Source organism: Micromonospora sp. NPDC001898 (assembly GCF_042891255.1).
In the GTDB taxonomy this organism is placed as follows: domain Bacteria; phylum Actinomycetota; class Actinomycetes; order Mycobacteriales; family Micromonosporaceae; genus Micromonospora.
Window position 1 is genome coordinate 61909 of sequence record NZ_JBIATC010000014.1, and the last position, 23922, is coordinate 85830.

At 75.3% G+C, this 23922-nt stretch carries 4 protein-coding genes; all 4 read right to left on the bottom strand.

Annotated features, from left to right (window positions below):
* Positions 1 to 13: 13 nt before the first annotated feature.
* Entirely contained in the window at positions 14 to 1270 is a 1257-nt protein-coding gene (locus ACFYZF_RS24200; RefSeq protein WP_387024344.1) for an MFS transporter, read from the bottom strand.
* Positions 1271 to 1382: 112 nt separating this feature from the next.
* Positions 1383 to 13601, bottom strand: a complete 12219-nt coding sequence (locus tag ACFYZF_RS24205) for an SDR family NAD(P)-dependent oxidoreductase (RefSeq protein WP_387024346.1) — start codon at positions 13599 to 13601, stop codon at positions 1383 to 1385.
* On the bottom strand, positions 13598 to 17551 hold the full coding sequence (locus ACFYZF_RS24210; protein WP_387024348.1) for a type I polyketide synthase: 3954 nt from the start codon (positions 17549 to 17551) through the stop codon (positions 13598 to 13600). The genes ACFYZF_RS24205 and ACFYZF_RS24210 overlap by 4 nt, the downstream gene beginning before the upstream one ends.
* Positions 17552 to 17565: 14 nt before the next feature.
* Complete coding sequence (locus ACFYZF_RS24215; RefSeq protein WP_387024350.1) at positions 17566 to 23919, bottom strand: SDR family NAD(P)-dependent oxidoreductase; 6354 nt, start codon at positions 23917 to 23919, stop codon at positions 17566 to 17568.
* Positions 23920 to 23922: the final 3 nt, after the last annotated feature.

The window sequence follows — 23922 nt, forward strand, 5'->3', positions numbered from 1 at the left end:
CGCTTGTCGTCTGTCAGACCTCGACGTTCGGTCGTGCCTCCTCCACCGGGGGCGCGGCGTTGGCGACGCGGTCGTCCGGGCTCGGCTGAACGGCCACCAGGACCACAGCGGCGAGCGTCAGCACCGCCGACGCGCCGATGGTGACGGTGTAGCTGTGCTGCAGGTCAGCGAGAATCGCCCCCACCTGGCTCGTCGCTGCCACGGCGAGCATGTGGACCGCCCAGAGCACCCCGAGCGCGGTGCCGCGCACCCCGGGCGGCAGGGCCCGGGTCGCCCACACCGTCGTGGCGACCACGGTGGCCAGATAGCTCACGCCGAAGACCGCCCCGAAGGCGATGACGGTGGCCGGGGAGTTGACGAACAGCAGCATGACCATGGCGGCGGCGCGCAACGCGTAGGCGCCGATCAGCGTGGCCCGCGTCCAGCCGAGGTCACACAGTCGTCCGGCGGCCAGCGCGCCGATGATTTCCAGCGCGCCCAGCACCGCAACCGCCGAGGCGCCGACCGAATCGGAGATGCCGTGGTCGTGCAGGTGCGGGAAGAAGTGCACGTCGATGAAGGCCATGGTGGTTCCGCAGCCGATGAAGGCCAGCACCAGCGCGCGCATCTGCGGGTGGCGGAACGTCGTGGCCGTCGCGCTCCAGAACGACACCCTCGGTGCCACCCTGGCCGGCTGCCGGCTGATGGACAGGCGTACCAACGCCAGGGACAGGGGCAGCAGTACGACGAGGAAGAACACCCCGATGGCGAACAGCACCTTGTTCCAGGACATGGTGTTGTCCAGGTAGGTCCACAGGGGAACCAGCACCATGAATCCCACCGCCGCGCCGTTGGTCAGCAGCGCGTAGAACAGACCACTGTTGCGCCCCTGGAACAGCTGGTCGGCCAGCACGCCCAGCGGCACGAAGGAGAGCATCGTGACCGCGACGGCGCCGACCACGCCGTAGGTGAGGACGAACATCCACAACTCGGAGGCCATGGCGCTGAGCAGCAACACGATGCCGTTCAGGGCGGTGCCGATCGCCAGCACCGGGATCGCGCCGATCCGGTCGGCGAGGTGCCCGATCACCGACGATGTCACCGCGGTGACCACAGCGAACAGGGTGGTCGCGATCGCCAGGCTGCCGCGGCTGACGTCGAAGCCGTCCGCGATGTTCAGGAAGAAGACCTGGACGGTGCTCTTCAGCGAGGAACCGGCGAGCGAAATCAAGAAACTGGCGGCCGCTGCGAAGGTCGCAAAGGCCGTGCCCACTTTGGCGGTCCTGGTCATTGGGTAGCCTCTGCTTAGGAGAGTGCCGAACTACAAGCACGATTGCCGAGACATCCTGGCATGATCGTCAACCCCTGACCAGGGTCGGGCCTGGACCGACGACCGGCGGATCTCAGCCCTGCTCGTCGGTGGTGCCCAGCACGGCGTCGATGAGGCTGTACATCTCCTCGTCAGAGGCGACGTCGAGATCGGCGGAGACGTCGAGACCCTCCGTGCCGCGCCATCGGCGGAGCAGCCCCTCCAGCGCGGCCGTTATCTCCGTACGCGCGTCCTCTGCGGCCGTGGTCGCGCCCAGGGCCTCCTCCAGGTCGCGCAACCGGTCGAGGACCGGACGACCGGACGGCGCCCGCAGCGCACGCAGGCGGTCGGTGAGATGGCCGGCGAGTTCGACCGGGGTCGGGTGGTCGTAGACGACGGTCGCGGCCAGGCTCAGGCCGGTGTCGGCGCTGAGCCGGTTGCGTAGCTGGATCGTGGCGAGAGAGTCCATGCCCAGCTGCTTGAACGGCTCGCCCGGCGGAACGTCGGCGGCCGGGTGCCCGGAGACGGCCGAGACGTGGGTGACCACGCGTCCGAGCAGGAACTCCCGGAGGTCCTCGTCCGGCAGCGCGAGCACCTCGGCGGGCAGCGGCTCGGGGCTGCCGGGCTCCGCGCCGGTGGTCAGCTCGGCGAGCAGGCCGCGGGGGCGCCGGCCGAAGCGGTTCCAGTCGACCTCGGCGACCACGCTGCAGCCGGGCACGCAGCGCTCCAGCGCGTCCAGGGCCTCCTGCGGCACCATCGCGGTGAGACCGTCGAGGTGCGGGGAGCGGCCCGCCACGGCGTCGAACATGCCGGGACCGGCCCACGGTCCCCAGGCGACCGAGGTGGCGGGCAGGCCCAGGTCGCGCCGGTGCAGGGCGAGAGCGTCCAGCGCGGCGTTGGCGGCAGCGTAGGCGCCCTGACCGGCTGAGCCGACCAACCCGGCGAGCGAGGAGAACAGCACGAAATGATCTAGCGGCAGGGCGCGGGTGAGCTCGTGCAGGTGCCAGGCGGCACCGGTCTTGGGTGCCCAGACGCCCGCCATCCGTCGCGGGGTCAGGGCTGCGGCGGGGGCGTCGTCGAGGATGCCGGCAGCGTGCACGACCGCGGTCAGCGGCGCGTCGGCGGGCACCGACGCGATCAGCCGGGACAGGGCGGCCCGGTCGGTGACGTCGCAGGCGGCGATGCGTACGTCCGCTCCCAGCGCGACCAGGTCGGCGCGCAGGTCCTCCGCGCCCGGCGTGGCGGCGCCGCGGCGGCCGGCGAGCAGCAGGCGGCCGGCGCCGCGCCGGGCCAGCCACCGGGCGACCTGCGCGCCCAGGCCGCCGAGCCCGCCCGTCACCAGGACGGTCCCGTGCGGACGCCAGGGCTGCGGCTCCCGGACCGGCGCGCGGCGCAGGCGCGGGACGAGGATGTCGTCGCCGCGGATCGCGATCTCGTCCTCGCCACCGGGATCGAGCAGGACATCGGCCACCAGGGACCAGCAGTCCTGCTCCGGCAGGTCGAGTAGGCCGCCCCAGACGTACGGTGTCTCGAGCGCGATCGTGCGGCCCAGCCCCCACACGGCGGCCTGCGCGGGCCGGCGGATCCGGTCGCCGGGGCCGGTCGAGACGGCGCCCCGGGTCAGGTTCCAGACCGGCGCGCCCAGCCCGGTGGCGTCGACGGCGTTGAGCAGGTCGAGCGTGGCGGTCGCGGCCCGGGGCAGCCCGCCGTCGTCCCGGTCGTCCAGCGCGAGCAGCGAGACGATCCCGGCCGGTGTCCCCTGGTGCTGCCGCGGATCGGTGCACTGCCGCACCTGCACGCCGCGCTCGATCAGGGCCCGGCGAAGGCCTGCGGCGTCGTGCCCGCCGACGATCAACCAGGTCCCGCCGTGCGCGGGACGGTCGGGTGCGGGCCGGGGCCGCCAGGTGACGTCGTAGCGCACCGGGTCGACAGGCGGGTGCTCCACGTCGCGCAGCCAGTAGCGCTCCCGCTGAAAGGCGTACGGCGGCAGGTCGACCAGTGTGCCCCCGGCAGTCAGCGGTGACCAGTCGACGGGGACGCCGCGGACGTGCAGGTTGGCCAGCGCGGTCAGGAAGCCGTCCGGCTCGGTCCTGCGCAGGCAGGTGATCGGCTCGTCCGCGTCCGGCAGGGCCGCGGACACCAGGGTGGACAGCGTGTGTCCCGGCCCGGCCTCGACGAACGCGCGGACCCCGGCCCGCGCGAGCCGCTCCAGCGCGTCGCCGAAGCGCACCGTGTCGCGGGCCTGCCGCGTCCAGTACTCCGGCGTGCACAGCTGCCCGGCCGCGACCGGCTCGCCGGTGACCGCGGAGATGATCGGCGTGGTGGGCGGCGAGAACGTCAAGCCGGTCAGCACCTCGTGGAACGGTTCGAGGATCTCGTCGAGGTGGTGCGAGTGGAAGGCGCGGTCGGTGCGCAGCACGGTGGCCCGCAGCCCCCGTACGCAGTCGTGGACGGCCTGCTCGTCGCCGGAGAGCACCACGGCGGCGGGCCCGTTCACGGCCGCGATCGCGACCTCGTGCTCGCGGCCCCGGATCAGCTCCCGCGCCTCGTCCTCGGAGACTGGCAGGGCGACCATCGCTCCGGCGTGGCCGACCTGGCGCATCAGCCTGCCCCGGGCGACGACCAGCGCGCAGGCGTCGGCCGTCGAGAGGACCCCGGCGGCGTACGCGGCGGTGATCTCCCCGACGGAGTGACCGGCGAGGAAGTCCGGGCGTACGCCGAAGCTGGTCAGCAGGCGGTGCAGCGCCGCCTCGACCGCGAAGATCGCGGGCTGGGCGTAGTCGGTTCGGCTCAGCAGCTCGGGTCCGAGGTCGGTGAGTGACCGGCCGAGCAGGGGCTCCAGCTCGGCATTCAGTTCGTCGAAGGCCTGCGCGTACGCGGGCATCGTCCCGTGGAGACGGCGGCCCATCCCGGGCCACGCCGTCCCCTGGCCGGGGAAGAGGAAGGCGGTCGGGACCTCGCCCGACGCGTGCCCGGTGCGGCAGACGTCGCCGAGGAGGACGCTGCGGTGCGGGTGGTGGGCGCGCCGGGAGAGCGTGTACGCCACGTCCACGAGGCGAGGAGCGTCGGCCACGTGGTCGAGCAGCCGGGCGGTCTGCGCGGCCAGGGCGGCCGGCGTGGTGCCCGACACCGGGAGCGGCACGACCGGTGCCGTGGTGGCCGCCGCCGGGGGCTCGGCGGGTTCGGGCTGCTCCAGGATCAGGTGCGCGTTGGTGCCACTGATCCCGAACGCGCTGACCGCGGCGCGCCGGGGCCGGCCGGTCTCGGGCCAGGGGGTGGGCGAGGTGAGCAGGGTCAGCGGCGTGTCGTCCCAGTCGACGTGCGGGGTGGGCGCGGTGAGCCTGGGCTGCGCCGGAAGCGTGCCGTGGCGCATCGCCAGGATCATCTTGATGATGGCGGTGACGCCCGCGGCGGCCTGGGTGTGCCCGAGGTTGGCCTTGATCGAGCCGAGGTAGAACGGTCGTTCTCGCCCGGCGCCGTACGTGGCGGCCAGGGCCTGCGCCTCGATCGGGTCGCCGAGCGTCGTGCCCGTGCCGTGCGCCTCGACCACGTCGACGTCGTCGGCGTTCAGCCCGGCCCCGGCGAGCGTGGCCCGGATCAGCCGCTCCTGGGCGTCGCGGCTGGGCGCGGTGAGACCGTTGGAGGGCCCGTCCTGGTTGACGGCGGTGCCGCGGACGACGGCGAGCACCCGGTGGCCGTTGGCGCGGGCCCGCGACAGCGTCTCGAGGACGAGGACGGCCGCGCCCTCGCCCCATGCGGTGCCGTCGGCGTCCGCGGAGAACGGCTTGGCGTGGCCGTCGGGGGCGAGGCCGTGCTGCTGGGAGAACTCGACGAACCGGGTGGGCGTGGACATGACGGTCGCTCCGGCCACGATCGCGAGGCTGCTCTCGCGCTCGCGCAGCGACCGGGCGGCCAGGTGCAGCGCGACCAGGGAGGACGAGCACGCCGTGTCGACGGTCATGGCCGGCCCGTGCAGGCCGAGCAGGTAGGCGACCCGACCGGAGGCGACGCTCGGGGTGTTGGCGATCGAGGCCTGCCCTACCAGGTCGTCGGGGATGTCGGTGACCAGCGAGGTGTAGTCGCCGGCGATCAGCCCGGTGAAGGTGCCGGTGTCGGAGCCGCGCAGCGCGTGCGGGTCCACGCCGGCGTCCTCCAGGGCGTGCCAGGTGGTCTCCAGCAGGACCCGGTGCTGCGGGTCCATGATGAGCGCGTCGCGCGGCGAGATGCCGAAGAACGACGGGTCGAACGCGGTGGCGTCGCCCAGGAACCCGCCCCGTCGCACGTACGTCTTCCCGGGGGCCGGCGAAGGCGCGTACAGGGCGTCGGTCGCCCAGCCCCGGTCGGCGGGGAAGTCGGTGATCACGTCGCGGCCCTCGGCGAGCAAACGCCACAGCTCGGCGGGTGTGCCGATGCCGGGGTAGCGGCAGGCCATACCGACGATCACGACCAGGTCGTCGGTGTCCGCGGCGGGCCGGGCCGCGGGTTCGCCGCCGGCGGGCCGGGCGGGTGTCCGGTCGGCCAGGAAGGCGATCAGCGCGGCCGGGGTGGGCCGGTCGAAGATCAGGGTGGCCGGCAGCCGCAGCCCGGTGGCGGCGCTGAGCCGGTTGCGCAGTTCGAGGCCGGTGAGCGAGTCGAAGCCCAGGTCGCGGAAGGCGCGGTCCTCCTCGATGTCGTCGGCCGAGCCGTGGCCGAGCACCGCGGCCACGGTCGACAGGACCAGGTCGGGCAGCGTCTGCCGGTCGCGCGGGGCAGAGTCCGCCGCGTCGGTGGGCGCAGCCGCCGGTGCACGGCGGGACGGGCCGGCGAACGCGGTGGGGTCGAGACGGGCGGGGATCAGGTGCGCGACGTCGCGGGCGAGCGCCAGGTCGAACGCCGCGAGGCCCTGTTCGCGGCCGAGCGGGGAGAGGCCGTACCGGGCCAGCCGGGCCCGGCCGGCGTCGCCGAGGTGGCCGGTCATGCCGGTGTCGAGTTCCCAGAGCCCCCAGGACAGCGAGGTCGCCGTGAGGCCGCGGGCCCGGCGGTGGTGGGCGAGCGCGTCGAGGAACGAGTTCGCGGCGGCGTAATTGGCCTGCCCGGGCGTGCCGACCGTGCCGGCCACCGAGGAGAAGAGCACGAACGCGTCGAGGTCGAGGTGCTCGGTGAGCCGGTGCAGGTGCCACGCCCCGTCGGCCTTGGGCCGCAGCACGGTGTCGAGCCGGGCCGCGTCCAGCGAGTCGAGGGTGCCGTCGTCGAGGACCCCGGCGGCGTGCACGACGGCGGTCAGCGGGTGTTCGGGGTCGAAGGAGCCGAGCAGCGCGGCGACCGCGTCCGGGTCGGCCACGTCGCAGGCGGCGACGCGTGCCCGGGCACCGAGCGCGGCCAGCTCGTCCGCGACCGCCGCGCCGCGACCGCCGCGCCCGGTCAGGACCAGGTGGCGTACGCCGTGCTCGGTGACCAGGTGGCGGGCGACGAGCGCGCCCAGCGTGCCGGTGCCCCCGGTGATCAGCACGGTTCCGTCGGGGTTCCACGCCCACGGCGCCGTCGTGGATGGGGTGGCGGAGCGGGTCAGCCGGGGGACGAGCAGCCGCGAGCCGCAGAGGACGACCTCGCGTTCGCCGGTGCTGGCCGCCGCGCGCAGGTCCTCGGGGCCGGCCGGCCGGTCGGTGTCGACGAGCACGATGCGGCCCGGGTTCTCGGTCTGCGCCGAGCGCACCAGGCCCCGGACCGCCGACTGCGCCAGGTCGGCGTGCCGGGTGACCACGACCAGGGTCGTGTCCGAGTGGGCCGGGTCGGCCAGGGTGCGCCGCAACCACTCCAGGACGCCGCCGGTCGCCTCGCGCACCGCGGCGGGGACGTCCGGTGCGCTGTCGGGGCAGACGTACGCCACGACCTCGGCCGGTTCGCCGGCCCCCGCCTCGACCCAGTCGACCTGCCAGAGCAGCCGGTCGGGCGACCCGCGCCGCAGCGGGCGCAGCGTGAGCGCGTCGACCGAGGCCACGGGCCGACCGCCGAAGTCGGTGGCGTGCAGCCGGATCGCGCCGCCGCCCGCGTCGGCGAGGTGCACCCGCAGGCCGGTCGCGCCGGTGGCGTGCAGCGTGACGCCGCTCCACGAGTACGGCAGGCGGATCTCGTCGTGGTCGTCCGCGACCAGCAGGGGATGGAGGGCGGCGTCGAGCAGGGCGGGATGCAGCCCGTACCCGGCGGCGTCGGCTTGCAGCGGCTCCGGGAGGACGATCTCGGCGTACAGGTCGGTGCCGGATCGCCAGAGCGCCCGCAGGCCCCGGAAGGCGGGCCCGTACTCGTAGCCGGTCGCGGCCAGGCGCTCGTAGGCGCCGCCGAGGTCGACCCGTTCGGCGTCCACGGGCGGCCACGCGAACGGCGCGGCCGGGGCCACCCCGCCGGTCAGCCAGCCGCTCGCATGCCGGACCCAGGTGCTCCCGTCCTCGGCGTACACGGTGACCGGGCGGCGTGGCTCCGACGCGGCCCCGCCGACACCGACCTGGATCCGCGCGCCGGCACCCTCGGCCAGGACCAGCGGCGCGTGCAGGACCAACTCCTCGACCTGGGGGCGGCCGACCCGCTGCCCGATGTGCAGGGCGAGTTCCACGAACGTCGTCCCGGAGAGCAGCACGTCGCCGCCGACGCCATGGTCGGCCAGCCACGGCCGGCCGGTCGCCGACAGGACACCGGTGAGCAGCAGCCCGCCGTCGTCGGCGCGCGGCAGCTCGGCACCGAGCAGCGGGTGCTCGCCGGGCGACAGACCCAGGGCGCGGGCGCCGGCTGCCGCGGTGTCGGGCAGCATCCAGAAGCGTTCGGTCTGGAACGCGTACGTGGGCAGGCCGACACGCCCACGGCCGCCCGCCGCCAGGGCCGGCTCCCAGCGCACGCCGAGACCGATCACGTACGCCTCGGCGATCGAGGTCAGCAGCCGGTCGAGGCCGCCGTCGTCGCGGCGCAGCGTGCCGAGCGCGGTTCCGGGCCGGTCGCCCTCGTCGAGGATCCCCTGGACGTCCATGGTCAGCACCGCGCGGGGGCTCGCCTCGACGAACGTGCGGTGGCCGGCGGCGTGCAGGGCCCTGATCGCGCCCTCGAACTCGACGGTGTGCCGCAGGTTGCGGTACCAGTACTCGGCGTCGAGGCCGGCCGTGTCGATGATGCCGCCGGTGAGCGTGGAGTGGAACGGCACGTCCGAGGTGCGCGGCCGGATCCCGGCGAGCTCGGTGAGCAGGCGCTCGCGAAGCCGTTCCACCTGGGCCGAGTGCGAGGCGTAGTCCACGGGCAGCCGGGAAAGCCGGACGTCTTCGGCCGCGAGCTGCGCGCCCAGCGCGTCCAGCGCGTCCGGGTCGCCGGAGACCACCGTCGACCGGGGACCGTTGACCGCCGCGACCGAGATCCGCCCCTGCCAGGGCCGCAGGTGCCGCTCGGCGTCGGCGCGCGGGAGCTGGACCGACATCATGCCGCCGCGACCCGACAGCGCGCGGATCGCCCTGCCCCGCAGGCAGACCACCCGGGCGCCGTCCGAGAGCGACAGTGCGCCGGCGGCGCAGGCCGCCGCGATCTCCCCCTGCGAGTGCCCCACCACCGCGGCCGGCTCGACGCCGAAGGAACGCCACACCTCGGCCAGCGACACCATCACCGCCCACAGCGCCGGCTGCACGACGTCGACGTGGCGCAGCGCCGCCGCGTCGCCCAGCACGTCGGGCAGCGACCAGTCCACGAACGGAGCCAGGGCCCGCCCGCACTCGCGTATGGACGCCGCGAACACCGGCGAGGACTCCAGCAGCCGTACGGCCATGCCGGTCCACTGGGTGCCCTGGCCCGGGAAGACCAGGACCGGCCGGTGTCCCGTGCGGGCCCGCCCGGTGCGCACGTCCGGCGCCGGCTGCCCGCAGGCCACCGCGTCGAGGCCGCGCAGCAGCTCGTCGCGGCCGGTGCCGACGACGACCGCGCGGTGCTCGTGCGCGTGGCGGTGCGCGGCCAGGGCCCGGGCCAGATCGGCGAGGTCGGTCTCCGGTTCGTCGTGCAGCAGGTCACGCAGCCGGGCGGCCTGCGCCCGCAACGCCCGCGCGGACCGGCCGGACACCACCCAGGGCAGCGCGGCGGGCGGTTCCGGGCGGCGTCCGGGCGCCGGCTCCGGTGCGGGTTCCTCCAGCAGTACGTGCGCGTTGGTGCCGCTGATGCCGAAGGAGGAGACGCCCGCCCGGCGCGGGCGGCCGGTTTGCGGCCACGTGGTGGGGGCGTCGAGCAGGCGTACGCCCGAGTCGTCCCAGTCGACGTGCCCGGTCGGGCTGTCCAGGTGCAGCAGGCCCGGCAGGACCCCGTGCCGTAGGGCCTGGACCATCTTGATGACGCCGCCGACGCCGGCCGCCGCCTGCGCGTGCCCGATGTTCGCCTTGAGCGAGCCGAGCAGCAGCGGCCGTCCGTCCGGCCGCTCCCGCCCGTACGTGGCGATCAGCGACCGCGCCTCGATGGGGTCGCCGAGCGGTGTGCCGGTGCCGTGCGCCTCCACCGCGTCGATGTCGCCGGGTGTCAGGCCGGCGTCGGCGAGCGCCTCCCGGATCACCTGCTCCTGGGCCGGGCCGCTCGGCGCGGACAGGCCGTTGGAGGCGCCGTCCTGGTTCACGGCGCTGCCGCGCACGACCGCCCACACCCGGTGGCCGTGGCGGCGGGCGTCGGAGAGGCGTTCGAGCACGAGCAGGCCGGCGCCCTCGGCCCAGGCGGTGCCGTCCGCCCCGGCCGCGAACGACTTGCACCGCCCGTCGGGGGCGAGCCCGCGCAGCCGGGAGAACTCCACGAACATCTCCGGCGTGGACATCACCGAGACGCCGCCGGCAAGGGCGAGCGTGCACTCGCCTCGGCGCAGCGACTGGGCGGCCAGGTGCAGGGCGACCAGCGAGGACGAGCACGCCGTGTCCACGGTGACGGCGGGGCCGCGCAGGCCGAACACGTACGACAGGCGCCCGGAGACCACGCTGGAGGTGTTGCCCGTGACGAGGTGGCCCTCAAGCCCGGCGGGCACGGTGTGCACCCGGGGCGCGTAGTCGTGGTGCATGACGCCGGCGAAGACGGCGGTGCGGCTCTCGCGTACGGTCGCCGGGTCGATGCCGGCGTGCTCGAACGCCTCCCAGGCGGCGGTCAGCAGCAGCCGCTGCTGCGGGTCGGTGGTGAGCGCCTCGCGCGGCGAGATCCCGAAGAACGCGGCGTCGAACTCGGCGGCGTCGTAGAGGAAACCGCCGTGACGGGTCAGCGAGGAGCCGGGCCGGTCGGGTCCGGCGCCGAACAGCGCGTCGAGGTCCCAGCCCCGGTCGGCGGGGAACTCGCCGATCGCGTCGCCGCCCGACTCGGCCAGCCGCCACAGCTCGTCGGGGCCGGTGACGCCGCCAGGGTAGCGGCAAGCCATGCCCACGATGACGACCGGATCGTCCGCGTCGGCCGACCCGGCCACCGGCGCGGGGACGGGGACGGGGACGGACGCGGCGGACAGGTGACGGGACAGCGCGGCCGGGGTGGGGTGGTCGAAGACCGCCGTGCCGGGCAGCGCGGTGCCCGTGCGCGCGCGGACCCGGTCCAGCAGTTCCGCGGCCATCAGCGAGTCGAGACCCAGGTCGGTGAACGTGCGCTCAGGTTCCACGGCCGTCGCGTCGGGATAGCCGAGCACCTCGGCGACCTCCTCCACGACCAGGTCCCCGACGGCCACCACGGGCCGCCTCGTTCGGGGGACCGGCCGCGAGGTCAGCCAGTGGGGCTCGCGCTGGAACGCGTACGTCGGCAGCCGCAGTCCGGCGGCCCCGCCGAGCACCTTGGCCCAGTCCACCGGCACGCCGTGCGCGTGCAGCGTGCCGAGCGCGCCGAGCAGCGTCGCCGGTTCGGGCCGCTTGCGGCGCAGCACGGCGGTCACGGCCGGCGCAGGCCCGTCGCGGGCGGCCAGACACTCGCGGGCCGCGGCGGCCAGGCCAGCGCCGGGCCCGAGCTCGACGAGGACGGCGGCGTCCAGGGCGCGCATCGCGGCCATGAACCGTACGGGCTCCCGAGCCTGCCGCACCCAGTAACCCGGGTCGGTCATCTCGGCGGGGCCGACGGGCTCGCCGGTGAGCGTCGACACGATCGGCAGCCGCGGCGGGTGCAGGGCGACCGCCGCCAGGACCTCACCGTAACGCTCCAGCATCGGGTCCAGGTCGCGCGAGTGCAGCGCCCGGCTCACCCGCAGCGCCGTGGTCCTGCGCCCTCGTCGAGCGAGCAACTCGGCCGCGTGGGCGAGCGCGTCGGCATCGCCGCTGATCACGGTGGCCGCCGGCCCGTTGACGGCGGCCAGCCCGATCCGGCCGTCGTAGCCGGACAGCAGTTCGAGGATCTCCTCCGCGCAGGCGCGTACGGCCAGCATCGCGCCGGTCGCCGGCAGCGCCTGCATGAGCTCGCCCCGGGCGGCCACCACGGCCGCCGCGTCGGGCATGTCGAAGACACCGGCGACGGTCGCGGCGGCGAGCTCGCCGATCGAGTGTCCGGCCAGCGCTGCGGCCGTCACGCCGTACGAGGTGACCAGGCGGTGGACCGCCACCTCCAGCGCGAACAGCGCCGGCTGGGTGTAGCGGGTCTCGTCCAGCAGGGCGGCCCGCGGCGTGCCGGCCGGGGCGAACACGATCTCGCGCAGCGGCACGCCGAGGTGGGCGTCCAGGTGCCGGCAGACCTCGTCGAAGGCGTCCCGGAATACCCGGTGCTCGCGGTACAGCGCCCGGCCCATCCCCGGATGCTGGCTGCCCTGCCCGGAGAAGAGGAACGCGGCGGTCGCGCCGGGCGTGGCCACGCCCCGGGAGATCTCCGGGCCGCCGCGCCCGGCCGCGAGCCGGTCCAGCCCCGCGAGCAGACCCGGCTCGTCGACCGCGGTGAGCACCGCCCGATGCCGTAGGGAGGTCCGCGCACCGGCCAGCGTGCGGGCCACCGCCAGCAGGTCGGTGCGGGGCCGGTCGGCCAGGTACGCCCGCAGCCGCGCCGCCTGATCCGCGAGCGCGGCGCCGGTGTGGCCGGAGAGCAGGAACGCGGCCCGCGCCGGGCCGGGTTCCGACGAGGGCGCCGCGGCGACGTGTTCGGCGAGCACCACGTGGCAGTTCGTGCCGCCCATCCCGAACGAGCTGACCCCGGCGATCCGTGGCCCGTCCGCCGGCCAGTGCGCCGCCTCGGTCACGACCCGCAGTCGCAGCTCGTCGAGGGGTATCCGCGGGTGCGGCGCCGTGAAGTGCAGGGCGGCGGGCAGCTCGCGGTGCCGGATTGCCAGAGCGGTCTTGATCAGGCCGCAGACGCCGGCCGCGCCCTCCAGGTGGCCGAGGTTGGTCTTGACCGAGCCGACCGGCAGCGGACGGCCGGGGTCGCGGACGGCGCCCAGGACCGCGCCGAGCGCGGCGGCCTCGACCGGGTCACCGACGGGCGTGCCGGTGCCGTGCAGCTCGACGTAGCCCACGCTCGCCGGGTCGACACCGGCGTCGCGGTACGCGTCGCGCAGCAGCTGCGCCTGCGCCGCCTCGCTGGGCACGGTCAGGCCTGCGCCGCCGCCGTCGTTGTTCAGCGCCGAGCCCTTGACGACGCAGTACACCGGGTCGCCGTCGCGCAGCGCCGCCGCCAGGGGCTTGAGCACGACGATGCCGCCGCCCTCGCCCCGCACGAAGCCGTCGGCGTCCGCGTCGAAGGTGCGGCAGCGGCCGCCGGGGGACAGGCCACCGAACAGGGCGGCCTCCTCGTCGCTCGCCGCGAGCAGGTTGAGGTTCAGGCCCCCGGCCAGCGCCACGTCGGACTCGCCCGAGCGCAGGCTGCGGCAGGCCAGGTGAACGGCGGCGAGGGAGGCGGACTGCCCGGTGTCGACGGTCAGGCTCGGGCCGCGCAGGCCGTACAGGTAGGAGATCCGGTTGGCGATCAGGCTGCGCTGCAGGCCGGTGAAAGAGTGCTGGGTGGTGCTGTGCTCGCCGAGCTGCTGGGCCAGCCGGGCGTAGTCGTCGCGCATCGCCCCGACGAAGACCCCGGCCCGGCCGCCGCGCAGGGTCGCCGGGACGATCCCGGCGTCCTCCAGGGCCTCCCAGCTCAGCTCCAGGGCGAGTCGCTGCTGCGGGTCCATGACGGCCGCCTCGCGCGGGGAAATCCCGAAGAACGCGGCGTCGAAGCCGTCGACCGTGGGCAAGAACGAGCCAACCCGGGGCCGCCCGCCCGGCCCGGCGTCGGTCCAGCGGTCCGGCGGCGCCTCGGTGACGGCGTCCACCCGGTCGCGCAGCAGCCGCCAGAACTGCTCCGGCCCATCGGCGCCGGCGAACCGGCAGGCCATCCCGACGATCGCGACGTCCCCGTGCGTCACAGGACCTCGGCCAGCCAGTCGTGGACCGTACGGGCGGCCGCCTCGGCCTGCTCGGAGAGCATGTTCAGGTGGTTGCCGGGCAGCGTCACCACGCGGTTGCAGGGCGGCCGGAACCGGGCCTGCGGCGCGGGCGCGGGACGTCCGGGCAGCGCCTCAGCCGCGGCCACGTGCAGGATCGGGGTGGCTATCCCGCCGGGCCGCCAGTCGGCGAACAGGCGCTGGTAGGCGCCCATCGCGCCGAGCTGGGTGTCCAGGGCGCGGTCGGCGCCGCCCGCCCCGGCCGGCCAGCGGCGCGCCTGCTCGCGCATGAAGCCGCCGCGCAGCTCGTCGGCGCTAGAGGCGTACGGGTAGTAGTCGAAGAGTACGAGCGCGTCGGCCGGACGCCCAACGGCCTCCAGGTGCGCGGCGAGTTCGTGCGCGAGCCAGCCGCCCGACGAGTAGCCCACCAGCACGACCCGGTCCAGCTCGCCGTTGTCCAGCAGGGCCCGCGCCTGCGCCCGCACCAGGGCGTCCAGGTCGGCCGGCACCCGCTCACCGGGCACGAAGCCCGGCGGCCGCACCATCCACAACGGACGCGGCTGCGGCATCGCGGCGGTGAAGAACCCGTAGGCGACGTCGGTCATCGGGGCGATCGGCGCCGTCGTGCAGACCAGCGCCGCGCCCGTGCCGTCCGCCATCCGGTACATCGGCGCGGCGGTCCCGGCCTCGAACGTGGGGCGCAGGCTGCCCGCCGTACGGATCAGGTCCATGGCTGCGGCGGTGCGGCCCGCGCGGACACCGGCGAGGTAGAGCGCGCTGAGCGTGCCGTCGCCCGCGTCCGCCTCGGCGGGTGCGTCGAGGGCGGCGGGCCCGGCCTCGGGCAGCCGGGCGCCGAGGAACTCGGCGAGGTCGGTGACGGTCGGGTAGTTGAGGATGTCGGCCAGCTGCAGCTCGACGCCGGTCGCGGCGCCCAGCCGGTTGCGCAGGTCCACCGCGTTGAGCGACTCGAAGCCCAGGTCGCGGAACGTGTCGTCGCGCGGGACGGCCCCGGGCGAGGCGTATCGCAGCACCACGGCGACGTGCTCGGCGATCAGGTCGGCGAGAGCGTCGTCGCGCTCGCCCGGTGCCAGCGTGGCCAGGCGGCGCAGCAGGGCGCCGGCGGTCTCCTCCGCTCCACCGTCGTCCGTTGGGCGGCCGTCCATCCGGGGCAGCGCCGAGTTCAGCCAGTACCGTTCCCGCTGGAACGCGTAGCCCGGCAGGTCGATCCGGCGTCCACCGGTGCCGACGAGCACGGCCGGCCAGTCGACGGCCACGCCCGACACGTGCGCCTCGGCCAGCGCGGCCATCCACCGGTCGAGGTCGCCCTCGTCGCGGCGCAGCGTGCCCAGGGCCGCGGCGGAGGCCCCGACCGCGTCGAGCGTCTCACGGACGGCCGGCAGGAGCACCGGGTGCGGGCTGACCTCGATCAGCTTCAGGTTGCCGCCGTCCAGCAGCGTGCCGACCGCCCGGTCGAACCGGACCGGCTCGCGCAGATTGCGGTACCAGTAGGCGGCGTCCAGCGGTACGGCCGCCGTGTCGTGCCAGTCACCGGTGACCCCGGAGACGTAGGGCACGGTCGCGGCCTCGGCCCGGATCCCGGCCAGCCCTTCGAGGAGCCGGTCGCGGATCGACTCCACCTGGTAGGAATGGGCGGCGTACCCGATCGGCAGCCGCCGGGTGCGCACACCCCGGCGCGCGCACCCGGCGAGCAGCGCGGCCAACTCCTCGAGGTCACCGGAGACCACCGTGGATCGGGGACCGTTGACGGCGGCGATCTCGAGACGGCGCGACAGCAGGCCGCCGGTCTCGTCGGGGGACAGGCCCACCGAGGCCATCCCGCCCAGCCCGCTCAGCTCGGTGAACAGCCGGCTGCGCAGCGCTGACACCCGGATGGCGTCGGGCAGCGTCAACGCCCCGGCCAGCCACGCCGCGGCGATCTCCCCCTGCGAGTGCCCGGTGACGGCGGCGGGCCGTACACCGTAGGACCGCCACATCTCGGCCAGGCCGGCCATCATCGCGAGCAGTGTGGGTTGCAGCACGTCGGGCCGCTGCTGAGGTGGTGTGCCGCTCTCGCCGCGCAGCACCGCACCCAGGGACCAGTCGACGACTTCGGACAGCGCGCCCTCGCACGCCGCGATCGTCTCCCGGAACACCCGCGAGGTCCGTAGCAGCTCCCGCCCCATGCCCGGCCACTCGCTGCCCTGCCCGGGAAAGAGGAACGCGACACCGCCGTCCGCACCGGCGTGCCCGAGGACGACCCGCGGCGAGGGCGTCCCTTCGGCCAGGGCGTCGAGGCCGGCAGAGCCGTCCCCGCGGTCGCTCAGCACGACGGCCCGGTGCGGGTGGTGGGTGCGTCGGCAGAGAACGTACGCGACATCGGCAGCGCCCGCCTTTGCCGTCAACCCGTCGAGGTACCCACGCAGGCTGCGCGCCTGAGCGGCCAACGCCGCCGCACTGGTGGCCGACAGCGTGAGCGGCAGCACCGCCGGCACACCGTCCTCCGCACCGCCGGCGGACCCCGCCGGAGTGTCCGCCTCGCCGGGTGCGGGCGGCTCCTCCAGGATCAGGTGGGCGTTGGTGCCGCTCATGCCGAAGGCGCTGACCGCCATGCGCCGGGGCCGGCCGCCGGTCTCGGGCCAGGGGGTGGCCTCCGCCAGGGGGCGCAGGACCGTCTTCTCCCAGTCGACGTGCGGCGTGGGCCGGGAGAAGCCGGCGATCGGGGGCAGCAGGCCGTGCCGCAGCGCCAGGATCGTCTTGACGACGCTGGCGATGCCGGCCGCCGCTTGGGTGTGCCCGAGGTTGCCCTTGTTGGAACCGATATAGAACGTGCGTTCTCTGCGAGAGCCGTACGTGGCCGCGAGCGCTTGCGCCTCGATCGGATCGCCGAGCGTGGTGCCGGTGCCGTGCGTCTCCACCGCATCGACGTCGTCCCCGGTGAGCCCGGCCCGTTCGAGCGTCTCCCGGATGAGTTGCTCCTGAGCGTGCCGGTTCGGTGCGGTGAGCCCGTTCGACGGCCCGTCGTGGTTGACCCCCGACCCGCGCAGCACGGCCAGCACCCGGTGACCCAGGGCGCGGGCCCGCGACAGCTTCTCCAGGACGACCACCGCCGCGCCCTCGCCCCACGCCGTGCCGTCGGCGTCGGCGGAGAACGGTTTGATCAGGCCGTCCGGGGCCATTGCCCGCTGCTGGGAGAACTCGATGAACCGGGCCGGGGTGGCGGTGACCGCGGCCCCACCGGCGAGCGCTAGCCCGCACTCGCCCCGATGCAGGGACTGGGCCGCCAGGTGCACGGCTACCAGCGACGATGAGCAGGCGGTGTCGACGCTCAGCGCCGGCCCGTGGACGCCGAGCAGATAGGCGATGCGGCCCGAGGCGACGCTGACCGCGTTGTTGATTGAGATCTGGCCGATCAGGTCGGGCGGGATCTCGGCCAGGTTGGTGGTGTAGTCGCCGGCCGAGACCCCGGCGAACACACCCGTGTCGGTGCCGCGCAGCGCGGCCGGGTCGACTCCGGCGTCCTCGAGGGCGTGCCAGGCGGTCTCGAGCAGGATCCGGTGCTGCGGGTCCATCACGATCGCCTCACGCGGAGCGATACCGAAGAAGCCGGCGTCGAAGCCGGTCGCGGTGTCCAGGAAGCCGCCGACGCGGACGTACGTCGTGCCGGGCGCAGGCGCCTGCGGGTTCGGGTCGTAGACGGTGGCGGTGTCCCAGCCACGGTCGGCCGGGAAGTCGGTGATCGCATGCTTGCCCTGCGAGAGCAGCTCCCACAGGGCGTCGGGGGTGTCCGCGCCGCCGGGGAAGCGGCACGCCATGCCGACGACCACCACCGGGTCAGTGTCCGGGCGCAGGGCCTCGCGCAGCCGGGCCCGGGTGTCGTACAGCTCGGTGGTGACGCGCCTGAGGTATTCGGCGAGTTTCGTTTCCTGGGACATGCGAACGACACCTCTCAGCCGAATTCACGGTCCACGAAGTCGAACAGCTCCTCCACGGTGGTCGCCGAGCGCAGCGCCGCCCGGTCGTCGCCGGCGTCGCCGGGCGTCAGCACGTCCAGCAACGCCCGCAGCCGGGCACGCACCTTGCCGCGTGTCTCGTCGTCCAGTCCCGCAGCGCCGGCCTCCAGGGCCGCCAGCCCGTCCAGTACCGAGGGGTCGGGCGTCGGTTCGGCGGGCGTCGCTGCGGTCCGCGTGAGTTCCGCGTCGAGGTGCTCGATCAGGGCGAGCGGCGTCGGTTGGTCGAAGGCGAGGGTGGCGGGTAGTTGCAGCCCGGTCGCGCCGCTGATCCGGTTGCGCAGTTCCACCGAGGTGAGCGAGTCGAAGCCCAGGTCGTGGAAGGGCAGTTCGACGGCGACCTCGTCGGCCGAGGCATAGCCGAGCACTGCGGCCACGTGAGTGCGGACGAGTTCGCGCAGCCGCCCGCGCCGCCGCGCCGGGGCGAGCGCCCCCAGGGCCTCGGGCGACACCGCCGGCGCGGACCGGGGCCGGACCGCGCGGCGCCGCCCGGAACGCCCGGCGAGTTCGCGCAGCATCGCCGGGACGTCGTGCTCGTCGAGCCCGGCGATCGTCGTCAGGTCGAGGCGCATCGGGGCGAGCATCACCCGGTCGCTGGCCCGCGCCGCGTCCCACAGGTCCAGGCCCTGCTCGGTGGTCAGGCCGAGCATGCCGCCGCGGCCCAGCCGGGCCCAGTCGGCGGCGCCGAGCCCGCCCGCCATGCCCGCACCCGAGGAATCGTCGCCGTCGGGCGCCCACGGCCCCCAGGCCAGCGACGTCGCGGGCAGCCCCGCGGCGCGTCGCTCGGTCATGAGCGCGTCCAGGAACGAGTTGGCTGCGGCGTACGCGCCCTGCCCGGCCGCGCCGAGCACCCCGGCCGCGGAGGAGAAGCACACGAACTCGGCCGGCGGCGCGTCGCGGGTCAGCTCGTGCAGGTGCCAGGCGCCGTCGACCTTGGGGCGCAGCACCCGCTCCAACTGCTCGCCGGTGATCGAGCCGAGCACCCCGTCGGCCAGCACGCCTGCGGCGTGCACGACGGCGCCCAGCGGATGCTCCGGCACGACGGAGTCCAGCACGCGCCGGACGTCCTCGCGGGAGCCGATGTCGCCGGCGACCACCGACACCGTGGCTCCGGCCGCGGTCAGCTCGGCGACCAGCGCGTCGGTTCCGGGCGCGTCCGGGCCGCGCCGGCTGAACAGCAGTAGCCGCCGGGCACCGCCGCGGGCCAGGTGCCGGGCCAGGTCGCGGCCCAGCCGGCCGGAGGCACCGGTGATCAGCACCGTGTCCTCGGGCCGGGCCGTCCGTGGCACGGTGAGCACGACCTTGCCGACGTGCCGGGCCTGGCTGACGAAGCGCAGCGCCTCCGGCGCCCGCCGGATGTCCCAGTCGCGTCGCGGCGGCAGGCGCAGCACACCCCGCTCGAAGAGGGCGAGCAGTTCGGCGCTCATGTCGGCGATCCGGTCCGGACCGGCGGACTCGACCAGGTCGAACGCCTGGTAGGAGATGCCCCGGCCGGCGAGTTCCGCAGGGTCGCGCGGGTCGGCCTTGCCGATCTCCACGAACCGTCCGCCGGGGGCGAGCAGCCGCAGCGAGGCGTCCAGGAACTCGCCGGTGAGCGAGTTCAGTACGACGTCCAAGCCGCGTCCCCCGGTGCTCGCGCGGAAGCGCTGCTCGAATTCGGTGGTGCGGCTGGAGGCGAGGTGGTCGTCGTCGAGGCCGAGGTCGCGCAGCACCGCCCACTTGCCGGCGCTGGCCGTGGCGAACACCTCGGCGCCCAGATGCCGGGCGAGCTGGACCGCCGCGATGCCCACGCCCCCGGCCCCGGAGTGGACGAGCACGGTCTCGCCGGGCCGCAGGCGGGCCAGGTCGGCGAGACCGTGGTACGCGGTGAGCCAGGCGATCGGCAGGGCCGCGGCGTCCTCGAAGGACCAGCCCGGTGGCATCGGCGCGACCAGGCGTTCGTCGGTGACCGCGACCGCCCCGAACGCGCCGCCGAACACGCCCGTCACCCGGTCGCCGGGGCGTACCCGGGTCACCTCGGGGCCCACCTCCCGCACCATGCCCGCGGCCTCGGCACCCGGTATCGCGGACCCGGGGTACATGCCCAGGGCGATCAGCACGTCGCGGAAGTTCACGCCGGCGGCCCGCACCTCGACGCGTACGTCGCGGTCGCCGAGCGGCTCCAGGGCCTCGGGGAACGGCACGAGCGCGAGGCCGTCGAGGGTGCCCGCGCCGGACGCCGCGAGCCGCCAGGCCGGCTCTTCGGGCACGCGTAGCAGGCCGTCGGCGTCGGCCGGTCGCAGCACGGGCACGAGCACCCGGCCGTCGCGCACCGCGACCTGCGGGGCGCCCGTGGTCAGCGCCAGGGCTACTGCGGTGTCCTCCGGAGTGTGCTCGTCGACGTCGACCAGCACGATCCGGCCCGGGTGCTCGGCCTGCGCGGCGCGCGCCAGGCCGAGCGCGGGCGCCGCGATCAGGCCGGCCGTCTCGCCGGGCCCGGCGGCGACCGCGCCGCGGGTCAGCACCGCCAGCCGCGTGCCGGCGTGGCGTGCGTCGGCGAGCCACCCGGCCAGGTCGCCGGTCACCCGCTCGACGGTGGCGCGGACCAGGGCGGGAACGTCGTCGCCCTCCTCGGCCACCACGCGATACACCTCGGCCTGCGCATCGACGGAACCGGTGGCCTCGACCCAGTCGAGGCCGAGCAGCGCCCGGTCGCCGCGGCGGCCGGGCGGCGCCGACAGGCGGGCCGGGATCGGCCGCCAGACCAGGTTCTCCACGGTCGCCACCGGCAGGCCGACGTCGTCGGCGAGGGTCAGCTTCACCTGCCCGTCGGTGCCGCGTACCCGGACCCGCAGCTTGGCCGGGCCGGGCCGGTGCAGGGTGAACCCCGACCAGGTGAACGGCATGACGCCCGTGCCGGTGTCGACCGCCCGCAGGTACGGGCCGAGCCCGACGGTCTGCAGCGCCGCGTCCAGCAGCGCCGGGTGGAGGCGGTAGTGGCCGGCCTCGCGCTCGTGCTCGGCGGGCAGGGCGACCTCGCCGTACACCTCGGTGCCGCCGCCGGGCAGCTCGCGCAGCCAGACCCGGCCCATTCCGCGGAACGCGCCGGTGTAGTCCCAGCCGCCGGCCAGGTCGGGCCGCTCGTAGATGCCGCCGCCGATCGTCGGCACCAGGCCGGGCGGCGGCCACGAGGTCAGTGCCGGCTCGCCGGGGGAGCCGCCCGGCGCGAGCAGGCCTGCGGCGTGCTGCTGCCAGGGGCCGTCATCGTCGGGGCGGGAGAACACGCGTACGGTTCGGGTGCCCGTGTCGTCGGGGGCGCCGACCTGGATCTGGATCCGGACGCCACCGTCCTCGGGCGGTAGCAGCGGCGCCTGCAGGGTCAGCTCGCGCAGCACCTCGCACCCGGTCACCTCGCCGGCGTGCAGGGCCATCTCGACGAACGCGGTCGCGGGCAGGATCAGGGTGTCGTGCACGCGGTGCCCCGCCAGCCACGGGTGCTCAGCCAGCGAGAGCCGCCCGGTCAGGACGCGGCCGTCGCCGTCGGCGAGGTCAACCACCGCGCCCAGGAACGGGTGCGCGGAGCGCCCGAGCCCGGCGGCGGCGACATCGGCGGCCCCGGCCGGCGCGGACAGCCAGTAGTGCTCGTGCTGGAACGGGTAGGTGGGCAGGGCCACGGCGCGGGGAGCGGCCGGGGCGAACACCGCGCGCCAGTCCACGGCGGCCCCGTGCGCCCACACCGTCGCCAGCGCGCGTAGCACCGACTCTTCGTCGTCGTGGCCCTTGCGCAGCGTGGGCACGGCGACCGCCTGCTCGACCAGCGGGCTGAGCACCGCGTCGGGGCCGAGTTCGAGCAGGACGTCGACGCCCTTGGCGAGCACGGCGCCGAGCCCGTCGTGGAAGCGGACCGTGCGGCGTATCTGTCGGGCCCAGTACGCGGGTGAGGTGAGCTGCCCGGCGGTGGCGAGGCGGCCGGTCACGTTGGAGACGATCGGGATCCGGGGCTCGTGCGCGGTCAGGCCCGCCACGACGGCCTCGAACTCGGCGAGCATCGGCTCCATCAGGGGGGAGTGGAAGGCGTGGCTGACCCGCAGCCGCCGGGTGCGCCGCCCCTCGCCGGCCCAGAGGCTCTCCAGACGTTCGATCTCGGCGAGCTCGCCGGACACCACGACGGCGTCGGCCGCGTTGACGGCCGCGATCGCGACCCGGTCGCCGCGCCCTTCCAGGGAGGGCAGGACGTCGTGCTCGGGCGCGCGTACGGAAAGCATGGCGCCGCCCTCGGGCAGCGCGGCCATCAGCCGTCCCCGTGCGGCGACGAGCCGGCAGGCGTCGGCGAGCGACCACACCCCGGCGACGTGGGCCGCCGCGATCTCCCCGATCGAGTGCCCGAGCAGGACTCGCGGTCGCAGGCCCCAGCCCTCGTAGATTCGGAACAGCGCGACCTCGACCGCGAACAGGGCGGCCTGGGCGTGATCCGTACGGTCGAGCAGGCCGCCGTCGGGGGCCGCGAGAATCTCGCGCAGCGGGGTTTCCAGGTGTTTGTCGAGCTCGGTGCAGATCTCGTCGAAGACCGGGTTCTCCTTGGCCAGCGCAAGGGCCATGCCCGGGCGCTGCGAGCCCTGGCCGGTGAAGAGCATCCCGACGCGGCCGGCCGTGGCGACACCGGTCACGACCTCGGGGCCCGGTTCGCCGCCGGCCAGGCCGTGCAGCCCGTTCAGCAGGCGGTCGCGGTCGCGGCCGAGCAGGACCGCCCGGTGCCGGAACGCCGATCTCGTGGTGGCCAGCGAGAATCCGAGGTCGGCCGGGCCGGTGCGCCCGGCGACGTCGAGCAGCCCGGCGGCCTGCGCGGGAAGTGCCCGCTCGGTCTTGGCCGAGACCGGCCAGGCGAGCACGGGCAGCGTGCCGGTGGCCGTGGTCCCCACCTCGTCCTCGTCCTCGGGCGCCTCCTCGAGGATGAGGTGGGCGTTGGTGCCGCTGATCCCGAACGAGGACACCGCGGCGCGGCGCGGCCCGTGCCCGCGCTCCCACTCGACCGGCTCGGTGAGCAGCGCGACCGCACCCCGCCAGTCGACCTTCGCGGTGGGCTCGTCCACGTGCAGAGTCCGGGGCAGGCGCCGGTGCCGCATCGCCATGATCATTTTGAGGACGCCGGCCACGCCGGCGGCGGCCTGGCTGTGCCCGATGTTCGACTTCACCGAGCCGAGGCGCAGGGGGCGCTGCGGCGCCCGGCCGTGGCCGTACGTGGCCACCAGCGCCCCGCCCTCAATCGGGTCGCCCAGCGCCGTGCCCGTGCCGTGCGCCTCCACCGCGTCCACGTCGCGCGGCGACAACCCGGCGTCGGCCAGCGCCGCGCCGATCACCCGCCGCTGCGCCTCGCCGTTGGGCGCCGACAGGCCGTTGCTGCGGCCGTCCTGGTTGACCGCCGAGCCGCGCAGCGTCGCCAGCACCCGGTGCCCGTTGCGGCGCGCGTCGGAGAGGCGTTCCAGCAGCACGACCCCGGCGCCCTCGGCCCAGATCGTGCCGTCCGCGCCGGCCGCGAACGACCGGCAGCGGGCGGTCCGCGAGATGACGCCCTGCCCGCAGAACTCCACGAAGCTGCGCGAGGTGCTCAGGATCGTCACCCCGGCCGCCACCGCCAGCGAGCACTCCCGGGCGCGCAGCGCCAGCGCCGCCTGGTGGATCGCGACCAGCGACGACGAGCACGCCGTGTCCACGGTGACCGAGGGGCCGGTGAAGTCGAAGAAGTACGACACCCGGCCCGACACCACGCTGGCGATGTTGCCGATGATGCCGTGGGGCGAGTACGGCGACGCCTTCCACAGGGTGTCGTAGTCGTGCCCGGTCACCCCGCAGAAGACACCGGTGTCGCTGTCGCGTAGCGCCTCGGGGTCGATGCCGGCGGACTCCAGGGTCTCCCAGACGACCTCCAGCAGGACGCGCTGCTGCGGGTCCATCACCAGCGCCTCGCGCGGCGAGATGCCGAAGAAGCCCGCATCGAACGCGCCGGCGTCGATGAAGCCGCCCTCGCGCACGTACGAGCGCCCCTCCTGCCCGGCCTGAGGGTCCGGGTCGTACAGCGCCTCGACGTCCCAGTGGCGGTCGCCGGGGAAGTCGCCGATCGCGTCGCGGCCCGCGTCGACCAGGTCCCACAGGTCCTGCGCCGAGCGCACCCCGCCCGGGAACCGGCACCCGGTGCCGACCACCACGACCGGGTCGTCGGCGCGTTCCTCGCACCGGCGCAGCTTCTCCTTCGTGGCGAGCAGGTCGGCGGTGACCATCTTGAGGTACTGCCGCATCTTGTCGTCGGCGACGCGCACGTC